18 protein-coding genes are annotated in these 19,557 nt (G+C 71.8%); 8 read left to right on the plus strand and 10 right to left on the minus strand.

Annotated elements, in window-relative coordinates; all coding sequences use genetic code 11:
- Nucleotides 1-4: 4 nt before the first annotated feature.
- From ACZ402_RS13610 to ACZ402_RS13620, 3 genes are read left to right on the plus strand one after another with little or no spacing between them, the layout of a single operon-like run.
- On the plus strand, nucleotides 5-928 hold the full coding sequence (locus ACZ402_RS13610; protein ID WP_375823281.1) for a carbohydrate ABC transporter permease: 924 nt from the start codon (nucleotides 5-7) through the stop codon (nucleotides 926-928).
- Nucleotide 929: 1 nt separating this feature from the next.
- Nucleotides 930-1,823, plus strand: coding sequence for a carbohydrate ABC transporter permease (locus ACZ402_RS13615; RefSeq protein ID WP_375823280.1), 894 nt, complete (start codon nucleotides 930-932; stop codon nucleotides 1,821-1,823).
- A gap of 23 nt (nucleotides 1,824-1,846) precedes the next feature.
- Complete coding sequence (locus ACZ402_RS13620) at nucleotides 1,847-3,016, plus strand: glycoside hydrolase family 1 protein (protein ID WP_375823279.1); 1,170 nt, start codon at nucleotides 1,847-1,849, stop codon at nucleotides 3,014-3,016.
- Nucleotides 3,017-3,115: 99 nt separating this feature from the next.
- Here the strand turns inward: ACZ402_RS13620 and ACZ402_RS13625 are convergent, their stop codons facing one another.
- Genes ACZ402_RS13625 through ACZ402_RS13650 form a run of 6 tightly spaced genes read right to left on the minus strand, consistent with a single transcriptional unit; the run spans nucleotide 3,116 to nucleotide 9,594 of the window.
- Nucleotides 3,116-3,775, minus strand: coding sequence for a transaldolase family protein (locus ACZ402_RS13625; protein WP_375823278.1), 660 nt, complete (start codon nucleotides 3,773-3,775; stop codon nucleotides 3,116-3,118).
- Between the two features lie 45 nt (nucleotides 3,776-3,820).
- The gene (locus ACZ402_RS13630) at nucleotides 3,821-5,296 is read right to left on the minus strand and encodes an FGGY family carbohydrate kinase (RefSeq protein ID WP_375823277.1); all 1,476 of its coding nucleotides are present in this window, start codon (nucleotides 5,294-5,296) and stop codon (nucleotides 3,821-3,823) included.
- 2 nt (nucleotides 5,297-5,298) lie between these two features.
- Entirely contained in the window at nucleotides 5,299-5,958 is a 660-nt protein-coding gene (locus tag ACZ402_RS13635) for a KpsF/GutQ family sugar-phosphate isomerase (protein ID WP_087470396.1), read from the minus strand.
- 32 nt (nucleotides 5,959-5,990) lie between these two features.
- Nucleotides 5,991-7,550, minus strand: coding sequence for a sugar ABC transporter ATP-binding protein (locus tag ACZ402_RS13640; protein ID WP_375823276.1), 1,560 nt, complete (start codon nucleotides 7,548-7,550; stop codon nucleotides 5,991-5,993).
- 1 nt (nucleotide 7,551) lies between these two features.
- Nucleotides 7,552-8,562 (minus strand): substrate-binding domain-containing protein, encoded by a 1,011-nt coding sequence (locus tag ACZ402_RS13645; RefSeq protein WP_375823275.1) that lies wholly within the window; start codon nucleotides 8,560-8,562, stop codon nucleotides 7,552-7,554.
- Between the two features lie 27 nt (nucleotides 8,563-8,589).
- Complete coding sequence (locus tag ACZ402_RS13650) at nucleotides 8,590-9,594, minus strand: ABC transporter permease (RefSeq protein WP_375823274.1); 1,005 nt, start codon at nucleotides 9,592-9,594, stop codon at nucleotides 8,590-8,592.
- A 151-nt stretch (nucleotides 9,595-9,745) separates the two neighbouring features.
- On the opposite strand from ACZ402_RS13650, the gene ACZ402_RS13655 reads away from it, so the two are divergent.
- The 3 genes from ACZ402_RS13655 to ACZ402_RS13665 are packed head-to-tail and all read left to right on the plus strand — an operon-like array spanning nucleotide 9,746 to nucleotide 12,368.
- Nucleotides 9,746-10,696, plus strand: a complete 951-nt coding sequence (locus ACZ402_RS13655) for a sugar-binding transcriptional regulator (protein ID WP_375823273.1) — start codon at nucleotides 9,746-9,748, stop codon at nucleotides 10,694-10,696.
- Nucleotides 10,693-11,355 (plus strand): beta/alpha barrel domain-containing protein, encoded by a 663-nt coding sequence (locus tag ACZ402_RS13660; RefSeq protein ID WP_375823272.1) that lies wholly within the window; start codon nucleotides 10,693-10,695, stop codon nucleotides 11,353-11,355. Before ACZ402_RS13655 ends, ACZ402_RS13660 begins: the two co-directional genes overlap by 4 nt.
- Nucleotides 11,352-12,368 (plus strand): LacI family DNA-binding transcriptional regulator, encoded by a 1,017-nt coding sequence (locus ACZ402_RS13665; RefSeq protein ID WP_375823271.1) that lies wholly within the window; start codon nucleotides 11,352-11,354, stop codon nucleotides 12,366-12,368. Before ACZ402_RS13660 ends, ACZ402_RS13665 begins: the two co-directional genes overlap by 4 nt.
- Before the next feature lie 111 nt (nucleotides 12,369-12,479).
- Here the strand turns inward: ACZ402_RS13665 and ACZ402_RS13670 are convergent, their stop codons facing one another.
- Both ACZ402_RS13670 and ACZ402_RS13675 read right to left on the minus strand, forming a co-directional pair.
- The gene (locus ACZ402_RS13670; protein WP_375823270.1) at nucleotides 12,480-14,411 is read right to left on the minus strand and encodes a glucoamylase family protein; all 1,932 of its coding nucleotides are present in this window, start codon (nucleotides 14,409-14,411) and stop codon (nucleotides 12,480-12,482) included.
- A 241-nt stretch (nucleotides 14,412-14,652) separates the two neighbouring features.
- A complete protein-coding gene (locus ACZ402_RS13675) occupies nucleotides 14,653-15,078 on the minus strand; it encodes a winged helix-turn-helix transcriptional regulator (RefSeq protein ID WP_375823269.1) in 426 nt (141 codons plus the stop codon).
- Between the two features lie 133 nt (nucleotides 15,079-15,211).
- Between ACZ402_RS13675 and ACZ402_RS13680 the strand changes: the two genes are divergently transcribed.
- Nucleotides 15,212-16,084 carry an aldo/keto reductase family oxidoreductase gene (locus ACZ402_RS13680; RefSeq protein ID WP_375823491.1) on the plus strand — a complete coding sequence of 291 codons (873 nt, stop codon included), beginning with the start codon at nucleotides 15,212-15,214 and terminating at the stop codon, nucleotides 16,082-16,084.
- A 129-nt stretch (nucleotides 16,085-16,213) separates the two neighbouring features.
- On the opposite strand, the gene ACZ402_RS13685 is transcribed toward ACZ402_RS13680, so the two are convergent.
- Nucleotides 16,214-17,029, minus strand: coding sequence for a CPBP family intramembrane glutamic endopeptidase (locus ACZ402_RS13685; protein ID WP_375823268.1), 816 nt, complete (start codon nucleotides 17,027-17,029; stop codon nucleotides 16,214-16,216).
- Nucleotides 17,030-17,119: 90 nt separating this feature from the next.
- Here ACZ402_RS13685 and ACZ402_RS13690 point away from each other — a divergent pair, with 90 nt between their 5' ends.
- The gene (locus tag ACZ402_RS13690) at nucleotides 17,120-17,581 is read left to right on the plus strand and encodes a VOC family protein (RefSeq protein ID WP_465272266.1); all 462 of its coding nucleotides are present in this window, start codon (nucleotides 17,120-17,122) and stop codon (nucleotides 17,579-17,581) included.
- 58 nt (nucleotides 17,582-17,639) lie between these two features.
- Here ACZ402_RS13690 and ACZ402_RS13695 read toward each other — a convergent pair whose 3' ends face one another.
- Entirely contained in the window at nucleotides 17,640-19,529 is a 1,890-nt protein-coding gene (locus ACZ402_RS13695; RefSeq protein ID WP_375823266.1) for a glycoside hydrolase family 13 protein, read from the minus strand.
- Between the last annotated feature and the right edge of the window lie 28 nt (nucleotides 19,530-19,557).

Consider the following 19,557-nt stretch of genomic DNA (forward strand, 5'->3'; position numbering starts at 1 on the left):
AGTCATGACCACCACCACCGAGGGACGGCGCCGGCGCACGGCCGGCGCCGTCCACCGGCGACGGCAAGCGCTCGTCGCCTGGCTGTTCGCTCTCCCGTTCGTCGCGATCTTCGCGGTCTTCATGCTGGGGCCGCTGCTCGCGTCGTTCGGGATGTCGTTCTCGGACCTCACGATCCGTGACATCAAGACGCCGTTCGCGGTGAACTTCGTCGGGCTCGAGAACTTCACCGGCGTCTTCCAGGACGAGCTGTTCCGCAAGGCGCTGCTCAACACCTTCTACTTCGTCCTCGTCGGCATCCCGCTGACGATGGTGCTCGGGCTCACACTCGCCGTCGCTCTCAACTCGGGCATCGAGAAGTTCCGCAGCGTCTTCCGTGTCGGCTACTACACGCCCGTCGTGACGTCGATCGTGGCGGTGGCGGTCGTGTGGCGGTTCATCCTCCAGGACTCCGGCCTCGTCAACACCGTGCTCGGCTGGGTCGGCATCGACGGCCCCGACTGGCTCAACGACAGCACGTGGGCCATGCCGTCGATCATCGTCATGGCCGCCTGGCGCAACATGGGCACGCTCATGATCATCTTCCTGGCCGGCCTGCAGGCGATCCCGCGCGACGTCTACGAGGCCGCCGAGGTCGACGGCGCCGGCTCGTGGCGCCGCTTCCGCTCCATCACGGTCCCGCTCATGCGCCCCACCCTGCTGCTCGGCGCCGTGCTGCTGTCCGTCGGCTTCCTCCAGGTGTTCGAGGAGCCGTTCGTCATGACCAAGGGCGGCCCGGTCAACTCCACGCTGACCATCAGCTACTACGTCTACAACCAGTTCGGCTACGGCAACTACGCGTTCGCCTCCGCGGCCGCGTACGTCCTGTTCGCGCTGATCGCCGCGCTGGCCGCCGTCCAGTTCCGCCTGCTGCGGTCGAAGGAGGATTGACATGACCGTCACGTCCTCGCGGACCACCTCCGCGACGTCGACGCCGGAGGGCGCGCTCCGCCGTCGGCCGCGACGCCCGATCCGCTGGTCGCGCGGCGCCACGTACACGGCGCTCGTCGTCGGGCTGCTCCTGACCCTCATGCCGTTCATCTGGATGGCGCTCGGCAGCTTCAAGACGCAGGGCGAGCTCCTGCAGCGGCCCATCACCTGGTGGCCCGAGAACCCGACGCTCGACAACTACGAGCGGTGGCTGTCCCAGCTCAACTACGGGCAGTACTTCACCAACTCGATCGTCGTCGCCGTCGTCGTGGTGCTCGGCAACATCATCTTCTGCTCGATGGTCGGCTACGCCCTCGCGAAGATGCAGTTCCCCGGCAAGAAGGTGCTGTTCGCGCTCGTCATGCTCACGCTCATGGTCCCGGGCGTCGTCACGCTCGTGCCGATGTTCGTGCTCGTGTCCAACATGGGGCTCGTCAACACCTACCCGGCGCTCATCCTGCCGTTCCTCGCCGGCCCGCTCGGCGTGTTCCTCATGAGGCAGTTCATGCTCGGCATCCCGGACGCGCTCATCGAGGCCGCCCGGATCGACGGCGCGGGCGAGTTCCGGGTCTTCTTCCGGATCGTGCTCCCCCAGTGCGGGCCGCCGCTCGCGACGCTGAGCATCCTCACGTTCCTCGGGTCGTGGAACAACTTCCTGTGGCCCCTGGTCGTCGCGCAGACGGAGAACATGTACACCCTTCCCGTCGCGCTCTCGCTGTACTCGGTCGGCTCGAACGGCACCTACTACGGCCTGCTCATGGCCGGGTCCGTGCTCGTCGTGACGCCGATCCTCATCCTGTTCCTGTTCCTGCAGCGCTACTTCGTGCAGGGCATCGCCATGACCGGCATCAAGTGACCGGCGACCGACGAGGAGTGCCTGTGTCGATCACCTTCCCCGAGTCCTTCGTCTGGGGCGCCGCCACGGCGGCCCACCAGATCGAGGGCAACAACGTCAACAGCGACTGGTGGGCGCGCGAGGTCGACCCGGCCTCGACCCTCGCCGAGCCGTCGGGCGACGCCGCCGACTCCTACCACCGGTACGCCGACGACATCCGGCTGCTGGCCGAGTCCGGGCTCACCTCATACCGGTTCTCGATCGAGTGGGCGCGGATCGAGCCGGCCGAGGGCCGCTTCTCGCGGGCCGAGGTCGACCACTACCGCCGCATGATCGACTGCTGCCTCGAGCACGGGGTCACGCCGCTCGTCACGCTGCACCACTTCACGTCGCCGCGCTGGTTCGCGGAGGACGGCGGCTGGACCGACCCGCGGTCCGTCGAGCGGTTCGCTCGGTACGTCGAGCACGTGCTGCCGCTGCTCGACCGCGCGTCGCACGTGTTCACCATCAACGAGCCGAACATCCTCGCGATGATGATCACGGCCGCCAAGGGCACCGAGCAGCTCCAGGCCGGCACGATGCACGCGCCCGACCCGGTCGCGACCGAGCACCTCATCGCCGCGCACCGCCGGGCCGTGGAGCTCGTGCGGACCGTCGGGGTGCCCGTCGGGTGGCCCGTCGCGCCGCAGCAGTTCTTCGCCGACCCGGGCGCCGAGGAGGTCCTGCGCGAGTACGCCTACCCGCGCGAGACCGTCTTCCTGGAAGCCGCGAAGGGCGACGACTTCATCGCCGTCCAGGCCTACACGCGCACGCGCATCACGGTGGACGGCCCGCTGCCCGCTCCCGAGGACTCCGAGAAGACCCTCACCGGGTGGGAGTACTACCCGGCCGCCATCGCGGAGGCCGCGCGCCTCGGGCACGAGATCACCGGCCTGCCGGTCCTCGTCTCCGAGAACGGCATCGCGACGGCGGACGACGCGCGGCGCATCGACTACACACGCGACGCCCTGCGCGCGCTGCACGCCGAGATGGAGGCGGGCCTGCCGCTGCTCGGCTACCTGCACTGGTCGCTGATCGACAACTACGAGTGGGGCTCGTTCGCCCCGACGTTCGGGCTCGTCGCGTGGGACCCGGAGACGTTCGAGCGCACGCCCAAGCCCAGCCTCGGCTGGCTCGGCGGCGTCGCGCGCGGCACGGTCTCGCTCGACGACTGACACGCCGCGGCCACGGCCGCGCGCCGCACGCTCCCACAGGTCACGACGGGGGGCGGGGACATCGTCCCCGCCCCCCGTCGTCGTCCGTCCGCCGGGTCGTCAGCCCGCCGCGCGGGCGTCGGTCTCGAACTGCGCCGCCGCGGCGACGGTGTCCGGGTTCTCCAGGAGCGCGGCGCAGAGCGCGGTCGACAGCGTGAAGTCCTCGATCCCGCGGGCCGCGAGCGCCGCGACCTTGGTCGTGTCGCGCAGGCTCGCGGCGAGCACGCGGCACCCGCCGTCACCGCTCGCCCGGCCTCGCCGCAGCGTGGCGTGGAGGTCGACCGTCTGCTCGACGCCGTCGAGCCCGAGGTCGCCCATCCGCCCCACGTAGGGCGCGACCCAGCCCGCGCCGGCCGCGTCCGCGAGGAGCGCCTGGGAGGCGTGGTAGACGGCCGTGACGAGCACGGGAACCCCCTCGCGCGTCAGCCGGCGGGAGACGGCGAGGCCGTCGCGCGTCGCGGGCAGCTTGACGACGACGTCCGGCCCCAGGTCGACGAGCTCGCGGCTGTGCGCCTCGAGCGCCGCCTCGTCCGCGCCGACGGCCTGGAGGAACACCGTCTCGGCCCCGGCCGCGCGCGCCCACCGGTGCACGGCGGGGACGTCGTCGACCGTGAGCCCCGACCGGTACAGGATCGTCGGGTTCGTGGTGACGCCGGCGAACAGGCCGGTCGCGAGGAGCCGCTCGACCTGGTCGCGGTCGGCGGAGTCGATGTACAGCATGCGTTCTCCCTGGTGGTGCGGTCGGGCCGCGGTGGTGCGGTGCGGTCAGGGCACGGTCGGCCGGGGCCGGTCCGCGACCGTGGCGAGCAGGTCGTAGTAGGGGGCGTCGATCGTCGCGGGCGCGTCGCGCGGCGGGACGGCGTCGAGCACGGCGGGCGCCCACGACGCGGCGACGTCCGCGACGGTGGCGCCCTCGAGGACGGCGACCGCCTGGACGCACGCCCCGCGCGCCGTCGCCTCGGGGGCCGCACGACGCACGACGGGGCGGCCGAGGGCGTCGGCGAGGACCTGCCGGTACGCGAGCGACCGGGCGCCCCCGCCGTTGACGACGACCTCCCCGCTCGTGTCGACGCCCACCCGCTCGAGCGCGCGGGCCGCCCCGACGAGGCCGGCGACGACACCCTCGAACGCGGCCAGCGCGAGGTCCTCCCGGGTGGTCTCGCCGGTGATCCCGCCGAGCACGCCGGTCGCGCCCGGTCGCCGCGGGGTGCGCTCGCCGTCGAGGTAGGCGACGAGCGTCGGCCGCTCCCCCCGGACGGGGGCGGCGAGGGCGAGCCGCTCCAGGGTCGCGTGGTCGACGTCGAGGAGGCGCGCGAACATGTCGGTGACCTTGGCGGCGTTGAGCGTGCACGCGAGGGGCAGGTACCCGCCGGTCGCGTCGCACACGGAGTCGACCGTGCCGAGCGGGTCGACGACGGACGTGCGGCGGGGGCTGAGCACGACGCCGGAGGTGCCGAGGGAGACCCCGAGGTCGCCCTCGACGAGGCCGAGCCCGACGGCGGCGAGGTGCTGGTCTCCCCCGCCCGGTCCGACGACGACGCCCAGCCCGAGCCCGAGCTCGGCCGCGACGTCCGGGCGCACGGTCCCGGCCGCGGTGTCGGGCCCGAGGACGGTCGGGAGGACGTCCGCCCAGGCGACGTCCGACGTGACGAAGCGCTCCAGGAGCTCGGGCCGCCAGACGCCGCGGTGCACGTCGAGGTAGCCGGTCCCGGCGGCGTCGGACCGGTCGGTGACCGTCGACCCGGTGAGCCGGTAGGTGAGGTAGTCGTGCGGCACGAGGACGTGCGCGACGCGCCCGAGGAGCGCGGGGTCGGTCTCCGCCACGTGCGCGAGCTTCATGATCGTCAGGGCGGACGACGGCGCCATGCCGACGTCGCGCATCCACGGCTCGAGCCCGTACTCCTCGGCGATCCGCGCCGCCGCGGGGCCCGCCGTCGTGTCGTTCCACAGCGGTGCGGGGGCCAGCGGCTCCCCGCTCCGGTCCAGGAGCACGAGCCCGTGGCACTGCGCACCGACGGCGAACGCGACGACCTGCGCCGGGTCGGCGTCGGCGTCGCGCAGGGCACCCGAGAACGCCGCCCGGAACGCGGCCCACCAGTCCCGCGGGTCCTGCCGGCTGACGGGCGGTGCGGTCCGGGGGTGGGGCGCGGAGGCGGTCCCGACGAGCGCGCCGTCGTCGCGGCGGCGCAGCTCGACGGTGCAGGACTGGGTCGACGAGTCGACCCCTGCGACAAGGTCCATGGCTACTTCCAGTAGGGCTCGAGGGGCGGCAGCTCCTGGGGCGCCTCGTCGATCTTGCCGACCGCCCCGGAGGGGTGCGAGTGCAGGACGTTCGCCCACGAGTACCCGCGCATCCGCATGAGGACCACGGCGAGCGCGTCGCCCCACGCTGCCGTCACGAGGGTAGAGCCCATCGCGATGACCTCGCCGGGGTCGATCCCGGGGATCATCGTCAGCTCGACCACGACGTCCGCGTTCCGCGCGAGGCGCGAGGAGGCGTCCGCCGTGACCGCGACGACCGTGTCGACGCCGCGCTCCTTGGCGCGCACGACCAGGTCGTTGATCTCGTCGCTCCCGCCCCCGCGGGAGATCGCGACGAGGATGTCGCCCGGGGCCATCGCGCCCATCGTGCCGTGCAGCGCGTCCGCGCCCGAGATGAACACCGACGGGGTGCCAGACACGGAGAGCAGGTGCGCCATGCGGCGCGCGACCGCGCCGGACGTGCCGGCCCCGGTGACGAAGACCTTGCCCGTGCACTCGTACACCCGCTGGACCACGTCCAGGAACACGTCGCCCAGGTCGGTCACGCTCGCGGCGACCCCCTGCGCCTCGTGCGCGACGACGGCCCGCGCGGTCTCGAGCACGGCGGCACGGCGTCGCGTCGTGGTGTCGGGGATGGTCATGGGTACTCCTCGTCCAGGGGTTCTCGGTGTGGTCACGCGGCGCTCCAGGCCGCGTGCCGCAGGTCCACGGAGGACAGGTCGCCGGCTGCGACGACGTCGCCGTCGCACCGGCCCTCCGTGAGGGTGACGACGTCGTCCGCGAGCTCGAGGATCTCCTCCTCCTCGCTCGACACGACGACGACCGTGAGCCCGTCGTCGTGCGCGAGCGAGCGCAGGAGCCGGTGGATCTCGGTCTTGACGCCGATGTCGACACCCTTGGTCGGCTCGTCGAGCAGCAGCACGCGGGGTGCCTGAGCCAGGACCCGGGCGAGCAGCACCTTCTGCTGGTTGCCGCCGGACAGGCGCTCGACGGGTCCCTCGCGGTCCCCGCGGACCTGCATGCGGTCCATGAGGGCCGTCGCCTCGCGGCGCATCCGCCGCTTGTCGAGCAGGCCGAGCCGGCGGTACCGGTCGAGGACCGGGAGGACGACGTTCGTCGTCGCGTCCAGCCCGCCGACGATGCCGTCGACCTTGCGCTCCTCGGTCAGGTAGACGAGCCCGCGCCGCTGGGCCTCGGCGGGGGTCGCGGGCCGGTACGGCGCACCGTCGAGCTCGATGCTCCCGGCCAGGACCTTGTCGAGGCCGACGAGCGTGCGCAGCAGCTCGGTGCGGCCGGCGCCGATGAGCCCGTAGACGCCCAGCACGCGGCCGGGGTGAGCCGTGAGGCTGACGTCGGCGAGCGCGGGCGTGCGCAGGTTCCGCACCACGAGGGACGGGCGTGCGCCCGCGTCGAGCGGGACGACGTCGGTGCGGTGCGCCGCCTCGGTGACGCCGCCCGTCGAGGCGACGGCCTCGTCCCCGGCGATCGCGTGCACGACCGCCTGCCGGTCGACCGTCCCTGCCGGGCCGGCGATGCGGACCTCGCCGTCGACGAGCGCGACGACGTGGTCGGCGACCGCGTACAGCTCGTCGAGCTTGTGGTCGACGAGCAGGATCCCCAGGCCCTCGGTGCGGGCCAGGTCGCGCACGGTCTCGAGGAACCGCTCGACCTGCCCGCCCTCGAGGCTCGTCGTCGGCTCGTCGAGCAGCAGGTAGCGCGCGTCACGCGCCACGGCCACGGCGATCTCGAGGAGCTGGCGGGTCGCGACGGGGTAGGCGCCGAGCTTGCGGTCGACGTCCACCGCGAGGCCGAACCGGTCCGCGAGCGCGCGGGACTGCTCGCGCATGGTGCGGCGGTCGAGCGCTCCGCCGCGCGTCAGCTCACGGCCGAGGAACACGTTCTGCGTGACCGTGAGGTTCGGCAGGAGCGACAGCTCCTGGTAGACGGTCGAGATCCCGGCGTCGAGCGCGGCGGTCGGGGAGCCCTGGGGCAGCGCGTCGCCGTCCACGGTCACCGTGCCCTCGTCGGCGGGGTGCGCCCCGGCGAGCACGCGGAGCAGCGTCGACTTGCCGGCGCCGTTGTGCCCGACGAGCCCGGTGACCGTGCCCGCCGCGAGCGTCAGGTCGATGCCCTTGAGCACCCGCACGTGCGAGAAGCTCTTGACGATCCCGCTGGCCCGCAGGGCGCCGCCCTCGGCGGCGCCCCGCGGGACCGACGTCGTGACGTCGGTCATGTCAGCCGACCTCCCCCGGCGCAGGGGTCTCGCCGACGGTGAACGCCTTGAGCGGCAGGAGGATCTCCGGCTCGACGTCCTCGCCGTCGACGTACGCGCGGATCTGCTCGGTCACCTGGGTGCCGTAGCTCTCCGGCTCCTGCGCGACGCACCCGCGGTAGACCTCGGTGAGCGTCTCCTCGGAGGCGCAGAACCCGTAGAGCGCGACGTCGGTGCGGTTGCCCAGGGCCTGGAGCGCGCCGTAGACGGCGGGGCCGGTCGAGGCCCAGATGACGTTGATGTCCTGGTTGCCCTGGAGCATCTCGCCCGTGACGCGCAGCGAGTCGTCGGGCTTGACGTTGCCGTCGACCTTGGCGACGACCTCCGCGTTCGGGTTGGCCGACACCGCGTCGGTGAAGCCCTCGTCGCGGATGACGACCGGGCGCTCGTCGGGCTCGGTGATGAAGCCGATGCTCAGCGCGGCGTCGGCGCCGAGGTCCTCGAGGACCTTCTCACCCATCGCGCGGCCGCCCGCCTCGTTGTCCGCGCCGAGGTACTGGACGATCGTCGCGCCCTGCGCGGCGAGCGCGTCCTCGTCGACGATGACGTTCACGGTGAAGACGGGCACGCCGGCGTCGTTCGCCGCCTTGACGATCCCCGCGGCGGGCTCCGACTTCACGGGGTTCAGCGCGAGCGCGCACGGGTCCTTCTGCAGCATGGCCTCGACCTGGGCGAGCTGCTGGGCGTCGTCGTCGTTCGCGACCTGGACCTCGACGTCGAACCCGTTGGCGGCGCCGCCGTCCTCGAAGCCCTGCTTCATGGCCACGTAGTACGGGTTGGTGAGGTTCGGGAGGCTGACCGCGACGTACGGGTTCTCCCCGTCGCAGGACGCGGGCAGGGTGGTCTCGGCCTGGTCGGTCGAGCCGCTCCCGCTCGCGTCGCCGGTGCCGGTGCCGGTGTCGACGGCGGAGCAGGCGCCCGCGAGGGCGAGGGCGGTCACGGCGAGGGCCGAGACGATGATCTTGCGTCGCATGAGTACTCTCCTTCGAGCGGTGGGGGGTCAGGACGTGGCGCGCGCGGCGCGACGTGGTTGCAGGAGCTGGAGGAAGAGGCGGCCTCTCCCCCCGGTGGTCGAGAGCGAGCGGCGGTAGGTGTCGAGGCTGACGCCGGCGAGGATGATCACGCCGATGACGAGCGGCTGCCAGAAGCTGTCGACGCCGACGACGTTCATGCCGTTCGAGACGGTCGCGATGAGCACCGCGCCGAGCAGCGCGCCGCCGATCGAGCCGACCCCGCCGAACAGGCTCACCCCGCCGACCACCGCGGCGGCGATCGAGTAGAAGAGCTCGTTGCCCGACCCGGCGGACGGGTACCCGACCATGAGGCGCGAGGTCGTCACGACGCCGGCGAGCGCGGCGCACAGGCCGGAGACCGCGTAGACGAAGAGGGTGGTGCGCCCGGTGTGGATGCCCGCGAGGCGCGCCGTCTCCTTGTTGCCGCCGAGCGCGTAGATGTGGACGCCCGTGCTCGTGCGCGCCAGGAGGACGCTGAAGACGACGGCGACGAGCGCCACGATGAGGATCGGCGTCGGGATGCCGAAGACCCCGCCGCGCCCGAGGAAGGCGAACATCGGGTCGCGCACCGTGACCGACGCCGCGCCCGTGAGGATCATGGGGATGCTCCCGGCGATGCCGAACATCGAGAACGTCGCGATGAACGGGGGCAGGCGCAGGTAGTGCACGAAGATCCCGTTGACGAGGCCGACCGCGACGCCGACGACGAGCGCGAGGACCGTGGCGGCCCACCAGGGCAGCCCCGCCTGCATCCCGAGCGCCGCGGCCATGCCCGTGAGGGCGAGGTTGGACCCCGTCGAGAGGTCGATGCCACCGGTGAGCAGCACGAAGGTCTGGCCCAGCGCGAGCAGCGCCACCACGGCACCGTTCAGCAGCAGGACCTCGAAGTTCCCGGCGGTGCGGAAGTTCGGGGACAGCAGACTCATCACCACCACCACGAGGACCAAGATCCCCGCGATCCCGACCTCGTCGGGGACGCGTCGTCGCGACATGTACTTCTCGCCTCCTTGCGGGTGCTCATATGAGCACGCGATTGCTCGTATGTCGATAGTATGAACACCACGAGGCCGCAAGCAACGCGCCTCGATCACAGATCGGTAACACATGCGCAGACGAGCGCTCAGATGAGCAAGAATGGGTGACATGACGGACTTCTCGCGCCACGAGCTCGCACACGTGGCCCGCCGCTACTACGTGGACTCGGCCTCCAAGGTCGAGATCGGCGAGGAGCTCGGCGTCTCACGGTTCAAGGTCGCCCGGATGCTCGAGCAGGCGCTCGAGGCCGGGATCGTGACCATCACCATCGACGACGCCGGCGTCGTCGACCCGGCCCTCTCCGCGCGCCTGCGCTCGCACCTGGGCCTGGACGAGTGCCTCGTGGTCCAGGGCCGCGACACCGTGTCCGAGCTGCGCGAGGACGTCGGCGCGGCCGCCGCGGAGCTGCTCACCCGGTCCCTGCGCCCGGGGAACACCCTCGGCTTCGCCTGGGGGCGGACGCTCACCGCCATGACGGAGCGCCTCACCGCGCTGCCGCCCGTGACCGTCGTCCAGCTCACCGGCGCGGTCGGCTCCGACCTCTCCGACTCCCCCGTCGAGGTGATCCGCCGCGTCTCCCTGCGCGCCGGGGGCGACGCGCACGCGATCTTCGCGCCCCTGGTCGTCGAGGACGCCGCGACCGCGGCCACGCTGCGCCGCCAGCCCGACATCGCCCGTGCGCTCTCGCTCTTCGACCGCGTCGACGTCGCGGTCGTGGCGATCGGCTCGTGGGACCCGCCGATCTCCCAGCTCCGCGAGGTCCTCGGGCGCGACGAGCGGGACGACCTCACCGCACGCGGGGTCCGCGCCGAGATCGCGGGCATACTCCTCACCGCCGAGGGCGACCTCGTCCCCGACTTCGCCGAGCGGTGCCTCTCGATCTCCGCACGCCAGCTCGCCCGCGTGCCCCAGGTGATCGCCGTCGCCGCCGAGCACGAGAAGGCGGCCGCCGTCCACGCCGTCACCCGGTCCGGACTCGTCTCCGCCCTCGTCACCGAGCAGCGGTGCGCCGAGGCCCTGCTCGACCTCCCGCCCGTCGCGCGCGGCACGGGCCGATGAGCGCCCCCCGCACCCGCGTCGCCGCCTCGTTCTGGTCCACGCCGCGCGACCGCGTCGCCTCGGAGGCCGACCGGCTCGCGCGCGCCGGGCTCCGCACCGTCCACTGGGACCGGACCGACGGCCGCTACGCCGCAGCGGGCGGCTTCACCGCCGCGGAGGCAGCCGCCGTGACCGCCGCCAGCGGGCTGGCCGCCGAGGCGCACCTCATGGTCGAGGAGCCGCTGCGCGAGGTCGACCGCTGGACCGACTTCTGCGAGCTCGTCGTCGTCCACGCCGGGACGCGCGACTGGCACACCGCGCTCGACCGCGTCCGCGCCCGGGGCGCGCGTGCCGGCGTCGCGCTCTCGCCCGGCGTCGAGGTGCCGGAGGTCGAGCCCGGGACCGACGTCCTCGTCATGTCGATCACCCCCGGCCACGCCGGGTCGACGTTCCAGGTCGACGCGCTCGCCACGGTCGGGCAGGTCGCCGCCCCGGGTCACGCCGTCGGCCTGGACGGCGGCGTCACGCGCTCGATCGTCCCGCAGGCGCTCCGCGCGGGGGCCACGTGGCTCGTGTCCGGGACGGACCTCGTCGCGAGCGACGACCCGCACGGCTGGCTCACGGCGGCGCGTGCGACAGGGATCGCTCCGCGGCGCGACGAGGCCGAAGGAGCCGGATGAGCGCCACGCAGCCCGGTCGACGGAACGTCCCGCTCGCCGCCGTCGCGGCCGAGGCCGGGGTGTCCGTCCCGACCGTGTCGAAGGTGCTCAACGCGCGCGCGGACGTCTCGGCGGCGACGCGCGAGCGCGTCGCCGAGGTCCTGCGGCGCCACGGCTACGAGATCCGGCCTCCCACTCCCCGGCGGACGGGACTCGTCGACGTCCGCATCGTCGACTTCGAGGGTCCGTGGTCCGAGGCGGTCGTGCGCGGTGCGGTCGCCGAGGCGCGACGCCTGGGCCTCGACGTCGTGCTGTCCGTGGAGCTGGATCCCGACGACTGCGGCGCGTGGGTCCGGCACGCGCTGACCCGGGGCACGGACGGGCTCGTGAGCGTCGTCGCGGTCCCCGACGCCGAGGCACGCGCGACGCTCGCAGCGGCCGGGGTGCCGCTCGTCGTCGTCGACCCGCGCCGTCGGCCGCCGGAGGACGTGCTCAGCGTGGGCGCCGCGAACTTCCAGGGGGCGCTCGAGGCGACCGCGCACCTGCTGGCGCTCGGGCACCGGCGCATCGCGACGATCACCGGCGTCCCGGAGCAGGACAACGCGATCGCGCGGCTCGCCGGCTACCGTGCCGCGATGATCCAGGCGGGCGTGCCCGTCGACGACGACCTGGTCTGCCTGAGCACGTACGGCGTCCCCGCGGGCTACGAGGGGACGCAGCGCCTCCTCGCCCGAGACGACCCTCCGACCGCGATCTTCGCGTGCAGCGACGACACGGCGCTCGGCGCGCTGCGGGCGCTGCGCGAGGCCGGGCGGTCCGTCCCGGGCGACGTCTCGCTCGTCGGGTTCGACGACCTCCCCGTCGCACCCTGGACCGACCCGCCGCTCACCACGGTCCGCCAGCCGCTCGTCGAGATGGGCGCGTCGGCCGTCGGGCTCGTGCACCGCGCGCGCACCGCGAGCGGGCACACGCTGCGCACCGAGCTCGCGACGAGCCTCGTCGTCCGCGAGTCCACCGCTCCCCCGCGGTCGTGACGCGACCCTGACGCGCGCCCCGGCGCGTGCCGGGACCGCGGCGGGCGGGAGGGACGCGGTCCGCGTCCCTCCCGTCGTCGCGTGCCGGTCGACCGGCGAGCAGGCCGCCGGTCAGCCGCAGGAGACGCCCGCGTAGCGGTAGGACAGCTCCTGGGTCGTCGACCCGTCGTCGGACGTGACCGTCACCGTCGCGGTGCCCGACGGGATCTCCGCCGTGCGCGCCGCGAACGACTGGTAGGTGCTGCGGTGCGGGACGACGTCGTCGAACGACCGCGACCCGTAGGGCGTGGCGAGCGTGACGTCCGCGCGGCCGTCCCCCGTGCTCGTCGCCCGGACGGCGACGGCCGCCCGGTGGCCGAGGCAGCGTGCCTGGACCTGCACGTCGGCGCCCACGCCGGGCGTGAGGTCGGCCGTGGCGGAGAACGACTCGGCCGCCATGAGCGGGCGCAGCCGCTGCTCGAGCTGGTCGTCGACGAAGTAGTCCTTGAGGCGCGAGTCGTCGAGGACGTTGCCGATCGCGGCGACGATCATCGCCTGGTCGAGCGACAGGTAGCGCTCGGCGACGGTGCCCGAGCGGACGGCGACCGAGTCGTAGAACCCGCCCGGCCCGTACGCGCCGAGGTCGTCGGCGAGGTGGGTGAGGTTGTCGAGGACGCCCTCGGTGTCGTACGCGAGCCCGAGGAACGACGCGTGCGGCGTCACGACGCCGTCGCCGAACTCCGGCGCGGGGTTCGTCGCCTCGCGGCAGCCCTCGAACCCGAGGTCGACGTCGGTCTCGCCGTCGGACAGGTAGCCGTCGGAGCGCAGGCCGATCGCGTCGACGCCGTACTCCGCGTACCCGCCGAGGGGGTTGCTCGCAGGCGAGAAGCCCCAGGCCCCGTAGCCGGCCTCCTCGAGGCCGTGCTCCTTGTGCGCGCGCACCACGAGCGGGTGGTTGACGCCCCACGACGTCGGGCCCCACTCCGCCTCGGGCACCAGCATGTCCGGCATGAGCGCCTCGAACATCGAGCCGCCCCAGCCCGGGACGACCGCGAGGTCGCGGTACCGGTACGCGCCCTCGAAGACGGGGACGCCCAGGTACTCGCGCGTCTCGCCGATCGGCTTCTGCTCCTGCCACGACCAGTCGCACGTGTCCGGGAACGTCCGGTGGCTCGCGTAGTACGCCTCGGGCGGCACCTCGCCCTCGGCGATGCCGAGGTAGGTCGCGATGCGCGTCTCGGAGACCGTCGTGTCGTAGTGGTGGCACGTGTAGTAGACGTCGGTGCCCGTGCCGAGGTAGTCGCCCGCCACGGAGCAGCCGGGCGGCTCCTCGTCCCAGAACCCGCCGCGCAGCAGCCCCACGCCGAGGTCCGGGCGCGCGTCCGGATTGTAGAAGGCGCCGAAGTGCATGTCGTCGTAGATCGCGCGCGCCTCGTCCGCGAGGCTCGGCTTCGCCTCCGCGACGACGCGCAGCCCCGCGGCCAGCCAGCCGTTGTCCACCGAGCTGAGGAACTGGTGGACGACGTCGCCGCTGTCCGGCCACGTCTCGACCCGGTCGCCGGTCGCCGGGTCGTACCAGTTGTAGAACATCCCGCTCGCCTCGTGCCGGTCCAGCGACGCGACGGTGTCGAGCGTCGTCGCGAGACGGTCGCGCGCCTCGTCCGCGCCGACCAGGCCCAGGTCGCGCGCGACGACGGTGGACCACAGCCAGCCGCCGATGTTCGTCGGCGACGTGTACGCACTGCTCGACGCCGGGTCCAGGTCACCCTCGATGTTGTCCGCGGGCAGACCGGTCTCCTCGTCCGTCATGGCCTCCAGCGACGTGTACGTGTCCTCCAGGTACGTCTCCAGCGTCGCGCGCTGCGCACCGGTCAGGGCTGGCGGCCCGACGTCAGGCGTCGCCGTGGCCGGGACGCCGGCCCCGCGCGGGGCGCTCTCCGCCGCGGCCGGGACGGCGAGGCCCACGGCGAGCGCGAGTCCGCCGGCGAGCCCACCGGCGACGAGGCCCGTCGCTCTGCGTCGGCACCGCGTCGTCTCGCACGCGCGGTCGGTCGATCCATCCATCAGGCACTCCTTCGTGTCGCGCCCCGAAATTTCGGCCGAGCTTTCCGAATGGGGGCGGCGAGGGTAGCCCGATCAGTGGGGCCGGTCAACGGGTGGCGACCCTGGGACGGTCTCGTGGGGTCGGAGGGCCGACGGAACCGGGAGAGCGCGTGGGACGTCGTCGTGCCGCCGCGGTGCGGACGCGCTCGGCCGCGGTGATCCAGAGGAGCCCGAGGTCCGGCGGCCATCATCGTGTATCTCGTCAGCCGTTCGTGTCGTACTGGCTACGGCTGGCCTGCACGGCGTCCATGTTGTCCTGCGCCCAGGCCCTGAGCTGGCGCGTGGTCCGCTGGAGCGAGAGACCGAGATCGGTGAGCGTGTAGTCGACGGTGACGGGGACCGTCGGGGTCACGGTGCGAGTGAGCATCCCGTCCCGTTCGAGAGAGCGGAGGGTCTGGGTGAGCATCTTCTGACTCACCCCCGCGATCATGCGCGACAGCTCGGAGTAGCGCAGCGAGATCGGCTCCCCGTCGCCGCCGGGGCCGTCGCCGCCCAGCGCGCACAGAACCAGCACGACCCACTTGTCGGAGAGCCGGTCCAGCAGCTGACGGCTCGGGCAGGTGGTCAGGAACGCGTTGTAGGCATTCCTGGCCCGGGCACGCCGTTCGGCTGCGGTCTGCGTCGCCATGAGTCCCGTCCTTGCTCGGGGAGGTTACGCACTTCAGGGTGCGCACTTCCTTCTGGAGAGTTGCTCTCTCATGCTCGTGCACGGCGAGGTGGAGCACCAGCCGATGAAGCACGCACACGAGAGGTATGACGAGATGACCACGGACACGACCACGCTCCCCGGGGGGACGTGGGACCTCGGCGGACGCACCGTCACCCGGTTCGGGTACGGGGCGATGCAGCTCGCCGGACCCTGGGTGATGGGGCCGCCCACCGATCGGGACGGCGCGATCGCGGTACTGCGCGACGCCGTCGAGCAGGGGATCACCCACATCGACACCAGCGGCGCCTACGGGCCGCGCGTCACCAACGAGCTGATCCGCGAGGCGCTGCACCCCTACCCGGAGTCGGTGCTGATCTCGACCAAGGTCGGGGCAGACCGCGACGCCGAGGGCGGCTGGCCCACTGCCCGCACGCCAGCGGATCTGCGCCGCCAGGTGAGAGAGAACCTCGAGTCCCTCGGCGTCGAGCAGCTCGACCTGGTGAACATGCGCATGGGCGATGCCCACGGGCCACAGCCCGGTTCGATCACCGAAGCCGTGGAGACGCTTGTCGAGCTCCAGCAGCAGGGACTCGTCCGACGGCTCGGAGTCAGCAACGTCACCGCCGAGCAGGTCGCCGAAGCCCGTGCGGTCGCGCCGATCGTGTGCGTGCAGAACATGTACAACCTCGCCCACCGCGGGGACGACCGGCTGATCGACGACCTCGCCTCGGACGGCATCGCCTACGTCCCGTTCTTCCCCCTGGGAGGGTTCAGTCCCCTGCAGGCAGATGCCCTCTCGGACGTGGCAGCGCGTCTGGACGCCACCCCGATGGCCGTCGCCCTCGCCTGGCTCGTGCAACGCTCCGCGAACATCCTCCTCATCCCCGGTACCTCCCAGGTCGCGCACCTGCGCGAGAACCTCGCCGGAGCAGCGCTGACCCTCTCGAAGGAGGACATCGCCGAGCTCGACACCATCGGTCGCTGACTCCACGACCGACGGGGGCCGGCCCGCCGCCCGCCGGTCGGACCCGCCTGGCGGGCCACCCTGGGGGGCCGGTAGGCAACCGGGGTGGAAGGTGGCACGCATCCGCCTCGCCGCAGCCCTGAGCGATACTCAGCGCCCGACGCGCCATCGACGAGTCGCCCGAGACCTGTGGGAGAGCATCACCGACGCGAGGGCAAGAATCAGAACCCCCGCGTTGGCGACGAGAGTTCCTGCCCAGGTCGTCGGCGGGATGCCGAGAGTGAAGCTGGCGGCGTTGAACACCGTGTGGCTGAGGATGCACAGGAGCACCCCGTTCGTGCCCGCCATCCTGAAGATCGCGCCGTAGAGGAAGCGGAACGCCATGATCTGGACCGCGAACATCCAGAAGTCGATCAGACCGGACTCGTGGTTCGTGCCAGGGATGAAGAAGAGCGGCACGTGCCAGAGGAGCCAGATGATCCCGACCACCAGCGAGGAGGCGACGAATCCCCACCGACGATCAAGGCCGGGCTGCAGCGCGGTCATCCAGCCGGCCTCCTCCATGCCGCCGATGACGAGATTGCCCGGCAACGACAGGAAGAACATGAACCACGGGACCGCGTGCACGGAAGGGCCGGAGACCAGCAGGTGGAGCGCGAAGTACACCGCGAGCGCGGAGAAGGCGAGCAGATGCCCCGCAGGACGACCCCGGGCGGCGAAGACGAGCCCCAGCCACCCTCGGAGACCCGAGACTCTGTGGTTCGCTCGCAGGACGACGTAGGAGGCGATCGCGGGCGAGATGATGTAGATCGCGAACGGCACGTTCGCCAGGAGTTCGGGGACCGTGGAGACGACGTTGTGCACCTCGTAGCCGAAGCGGACCGCCACGATCAGCCCACCGGAGAGCCCATAGGCGATCAGAAAGGTGAGCACCACGAACTGGCGAGCGATCCGTGCGTCCGTCACCCGGCAACGATAGGACTCGAAACCGGCGCGGGACGCGGCTCGTCCAGGAGCGCGACACGGTGTCAGCGCGAGAGACCAAGAAGGTGCCTAGTGCACGCGCTACACGTTCGAGAGACCCACCCTCGAGATGATCACCATGCCACTGCCGATGACCTGCCCGCGACGCACCCACTGCCGAAGCGTCTCAACCGAACCTTCTGGGGAGAGCTGTTAGGGGCTCGTTGGGCGTCGCCGCGCGCCGATTGGGCGATGGTCGACGCTACTCCGCTACTCATCGCCTTTCAGCGAGTCCCCGAGGGGAAGACTGTACCCAAGAGCCGTCTGCACATAGACGTGCAGGTGGACAGCCTCGAGCGGTTCTGCCGACGCGCCTTTTCTCTGGGTGCAGCAACAGTGCGTACGGAGGCGGGGAATTCGGACGTGGACGGCTACATCGTGCTGCGCGATCCCGAAGAGAACGAATTCTGCCTGGTCGCCGACTCTGGCGACTGGATGTCGTGGGTTCATGCGGAGTTCGAGAGGGCCGCCAACGAGGTTGAGCGAGCTGACTAGCGTCAGGCCCGTCTGCTTCGGCCGCTCGCCGCGAAGGGCGAGCGGCCGGAGCAGTGGGCTAGGCGTTTTGGAGATTCCAGACGGTGAACGTTGCCTGGGTGGACTTGACCTCGTGCTCAACGCCCTCGACGAGCGAGGCGTCTCCAAGCACTCTCTCGGCACCCTGGAGACTCTCTCCTGGGATCTGGATCTGCACCGGCCCGCGCCCAGCGAGGATGAGCAGACGAGTGTCTTTGTCCTCACGCACGAAGAGCAGCGCATCGTCGTGGGCGTAGAGCCACCGCAGTGAGCCGTCCCGGAGAGCGGGAAAGGCCGCCCTGAGAATAGCGGCGGCGCGGTAATCATCGGCGAGGGAAGGGACTTCGCCCCAGGGGATGGGTGTACGGGAGTGTTCGCCGTTCTCACCGGTGAGTCCGAACTCGTCGCCGGCGAAGAGCATCGGCGTGCCCGGGAGGGTCATGGACAGTCCGAGCGCGATCCGTTGGGTCGCCGCGTCGGCTCGCTGGGCGAACCGGGCGAGGTCGTGGGTATCGATTGCGTTGAGGCTTGCCAGGCGCACGGGCCAGGGGTAGGTGGCGGTGAAGTGGCGGTAAGCGTCCAGGAGGGACCGTGCGCTGATGCGGGGCCGGCCCTCGTAGGGGATGCCGAACTCCAGGTCGCCACCCGACCCAGGAGTCCGAAGCCAGTGCCACACAGGTCGAGTGAACCCGGCATAGCTCATGGTGCCGTGCCATCCCGAACCATCGAGGTCGGGGCCGGCGTCATTCGTCGATTCCGCGTAGAGGACGGTGTCGGGCGCTACCTCGGCCATGGTCTGGCGGATCGTCCTCTGGATCTCCAGGTTGAGGTCGTCCCGCCCGAGTCGGCCGGTCATGTTGGCCACGTCGATCCGCCAGCCGTCCAGCTCGAAGGGGGGCTTGAGCCATCGCGCGACGACGGAGTCGGGCCCTTCGACGAAGCGGCGGCGCAGCTCGGGTGAGTTCCAGTTCAGCTTGGGCAGGGACCGTACGCCGTACCAGGCGATGTAGTCGGTCTGCTCGGCGTTCTTCCAGTAGTAGAAGTCGCTCTCGGGCGCGTCCGGGTTTCCGTAGGCGCGTTGGAACCACTCGTGCAGAGCGCCGGTGTGGTTGGTCGTCAGGTCGCCGATAACGCGCATGCCTCGCTCGTGGGCGGCGCGGACGAGGCGCACCAGGGCGCCGTCTCCCCCTAGGGCCGGGTCGACCCAGTCGAACGTCGAAGCGTCGTACCGGTGGTTGGACTGTGCGGGGAAGAACGGGGTCAGATAGATCAACGTCGCGCCGAGCGACTGGATGTGGTCGAGGTGCTCGACCACTCCGTCGAGATCTCCTCCGAAGAACTGGACCTGCGTGCGCGGTCCGCGCGCTACGACCGAGTCCGTCCACTGGGCCGGGGATGCCCAGTCCGGGATCTCCCGGTTGCCGGCGCGCTTGGACCGTGCGAAGCGGTCGGGGAAGATCTGGTAGATGACCTGGTCAGTCGCCCAGGCGGGCGCAGGGGGGTACGTCGTCATCCGGAAGTCGAGCGCGTCGACCGGCTCGCTCGCACCGAGACCGGCACCGTTGAGCCACCACGCGCTGCCGTCGGCGGCGTTGACCAGGAACCGGTAGCGCGTGACAGGGTTCTCCGCGCTCAGTGAGCCCTCCCACCACACGGCATCGACATCCCGGCGGGGTGCAGTCTTGAGCGGTGCCAGCGGGGTAAAGCGTGCCTCGTTGTCGTTCAGTGCGCGGACGAAGACCGAGACCGGTGCCCCGAAGGCCTTGGGCACGCGGACCCGCACACGCACCTGGTCACCCAGAGCTCGAGGAGGGTGCGGAACGTACAGCTCGGAGCCGTCGTGGTGTGGGTGGGAAGAGAGTTTCAGCATCATCGCCTTCTTCGCGAGCGTCGGGGTGATGGACGCATGGCCACGCGAAGAAGAGCTCACCGCGTGGGGTCACCATCCACGCTAGCAA

This window comes from Cellulosimicrobium sp. NPDC030954 (assembly GCF_055571305.1).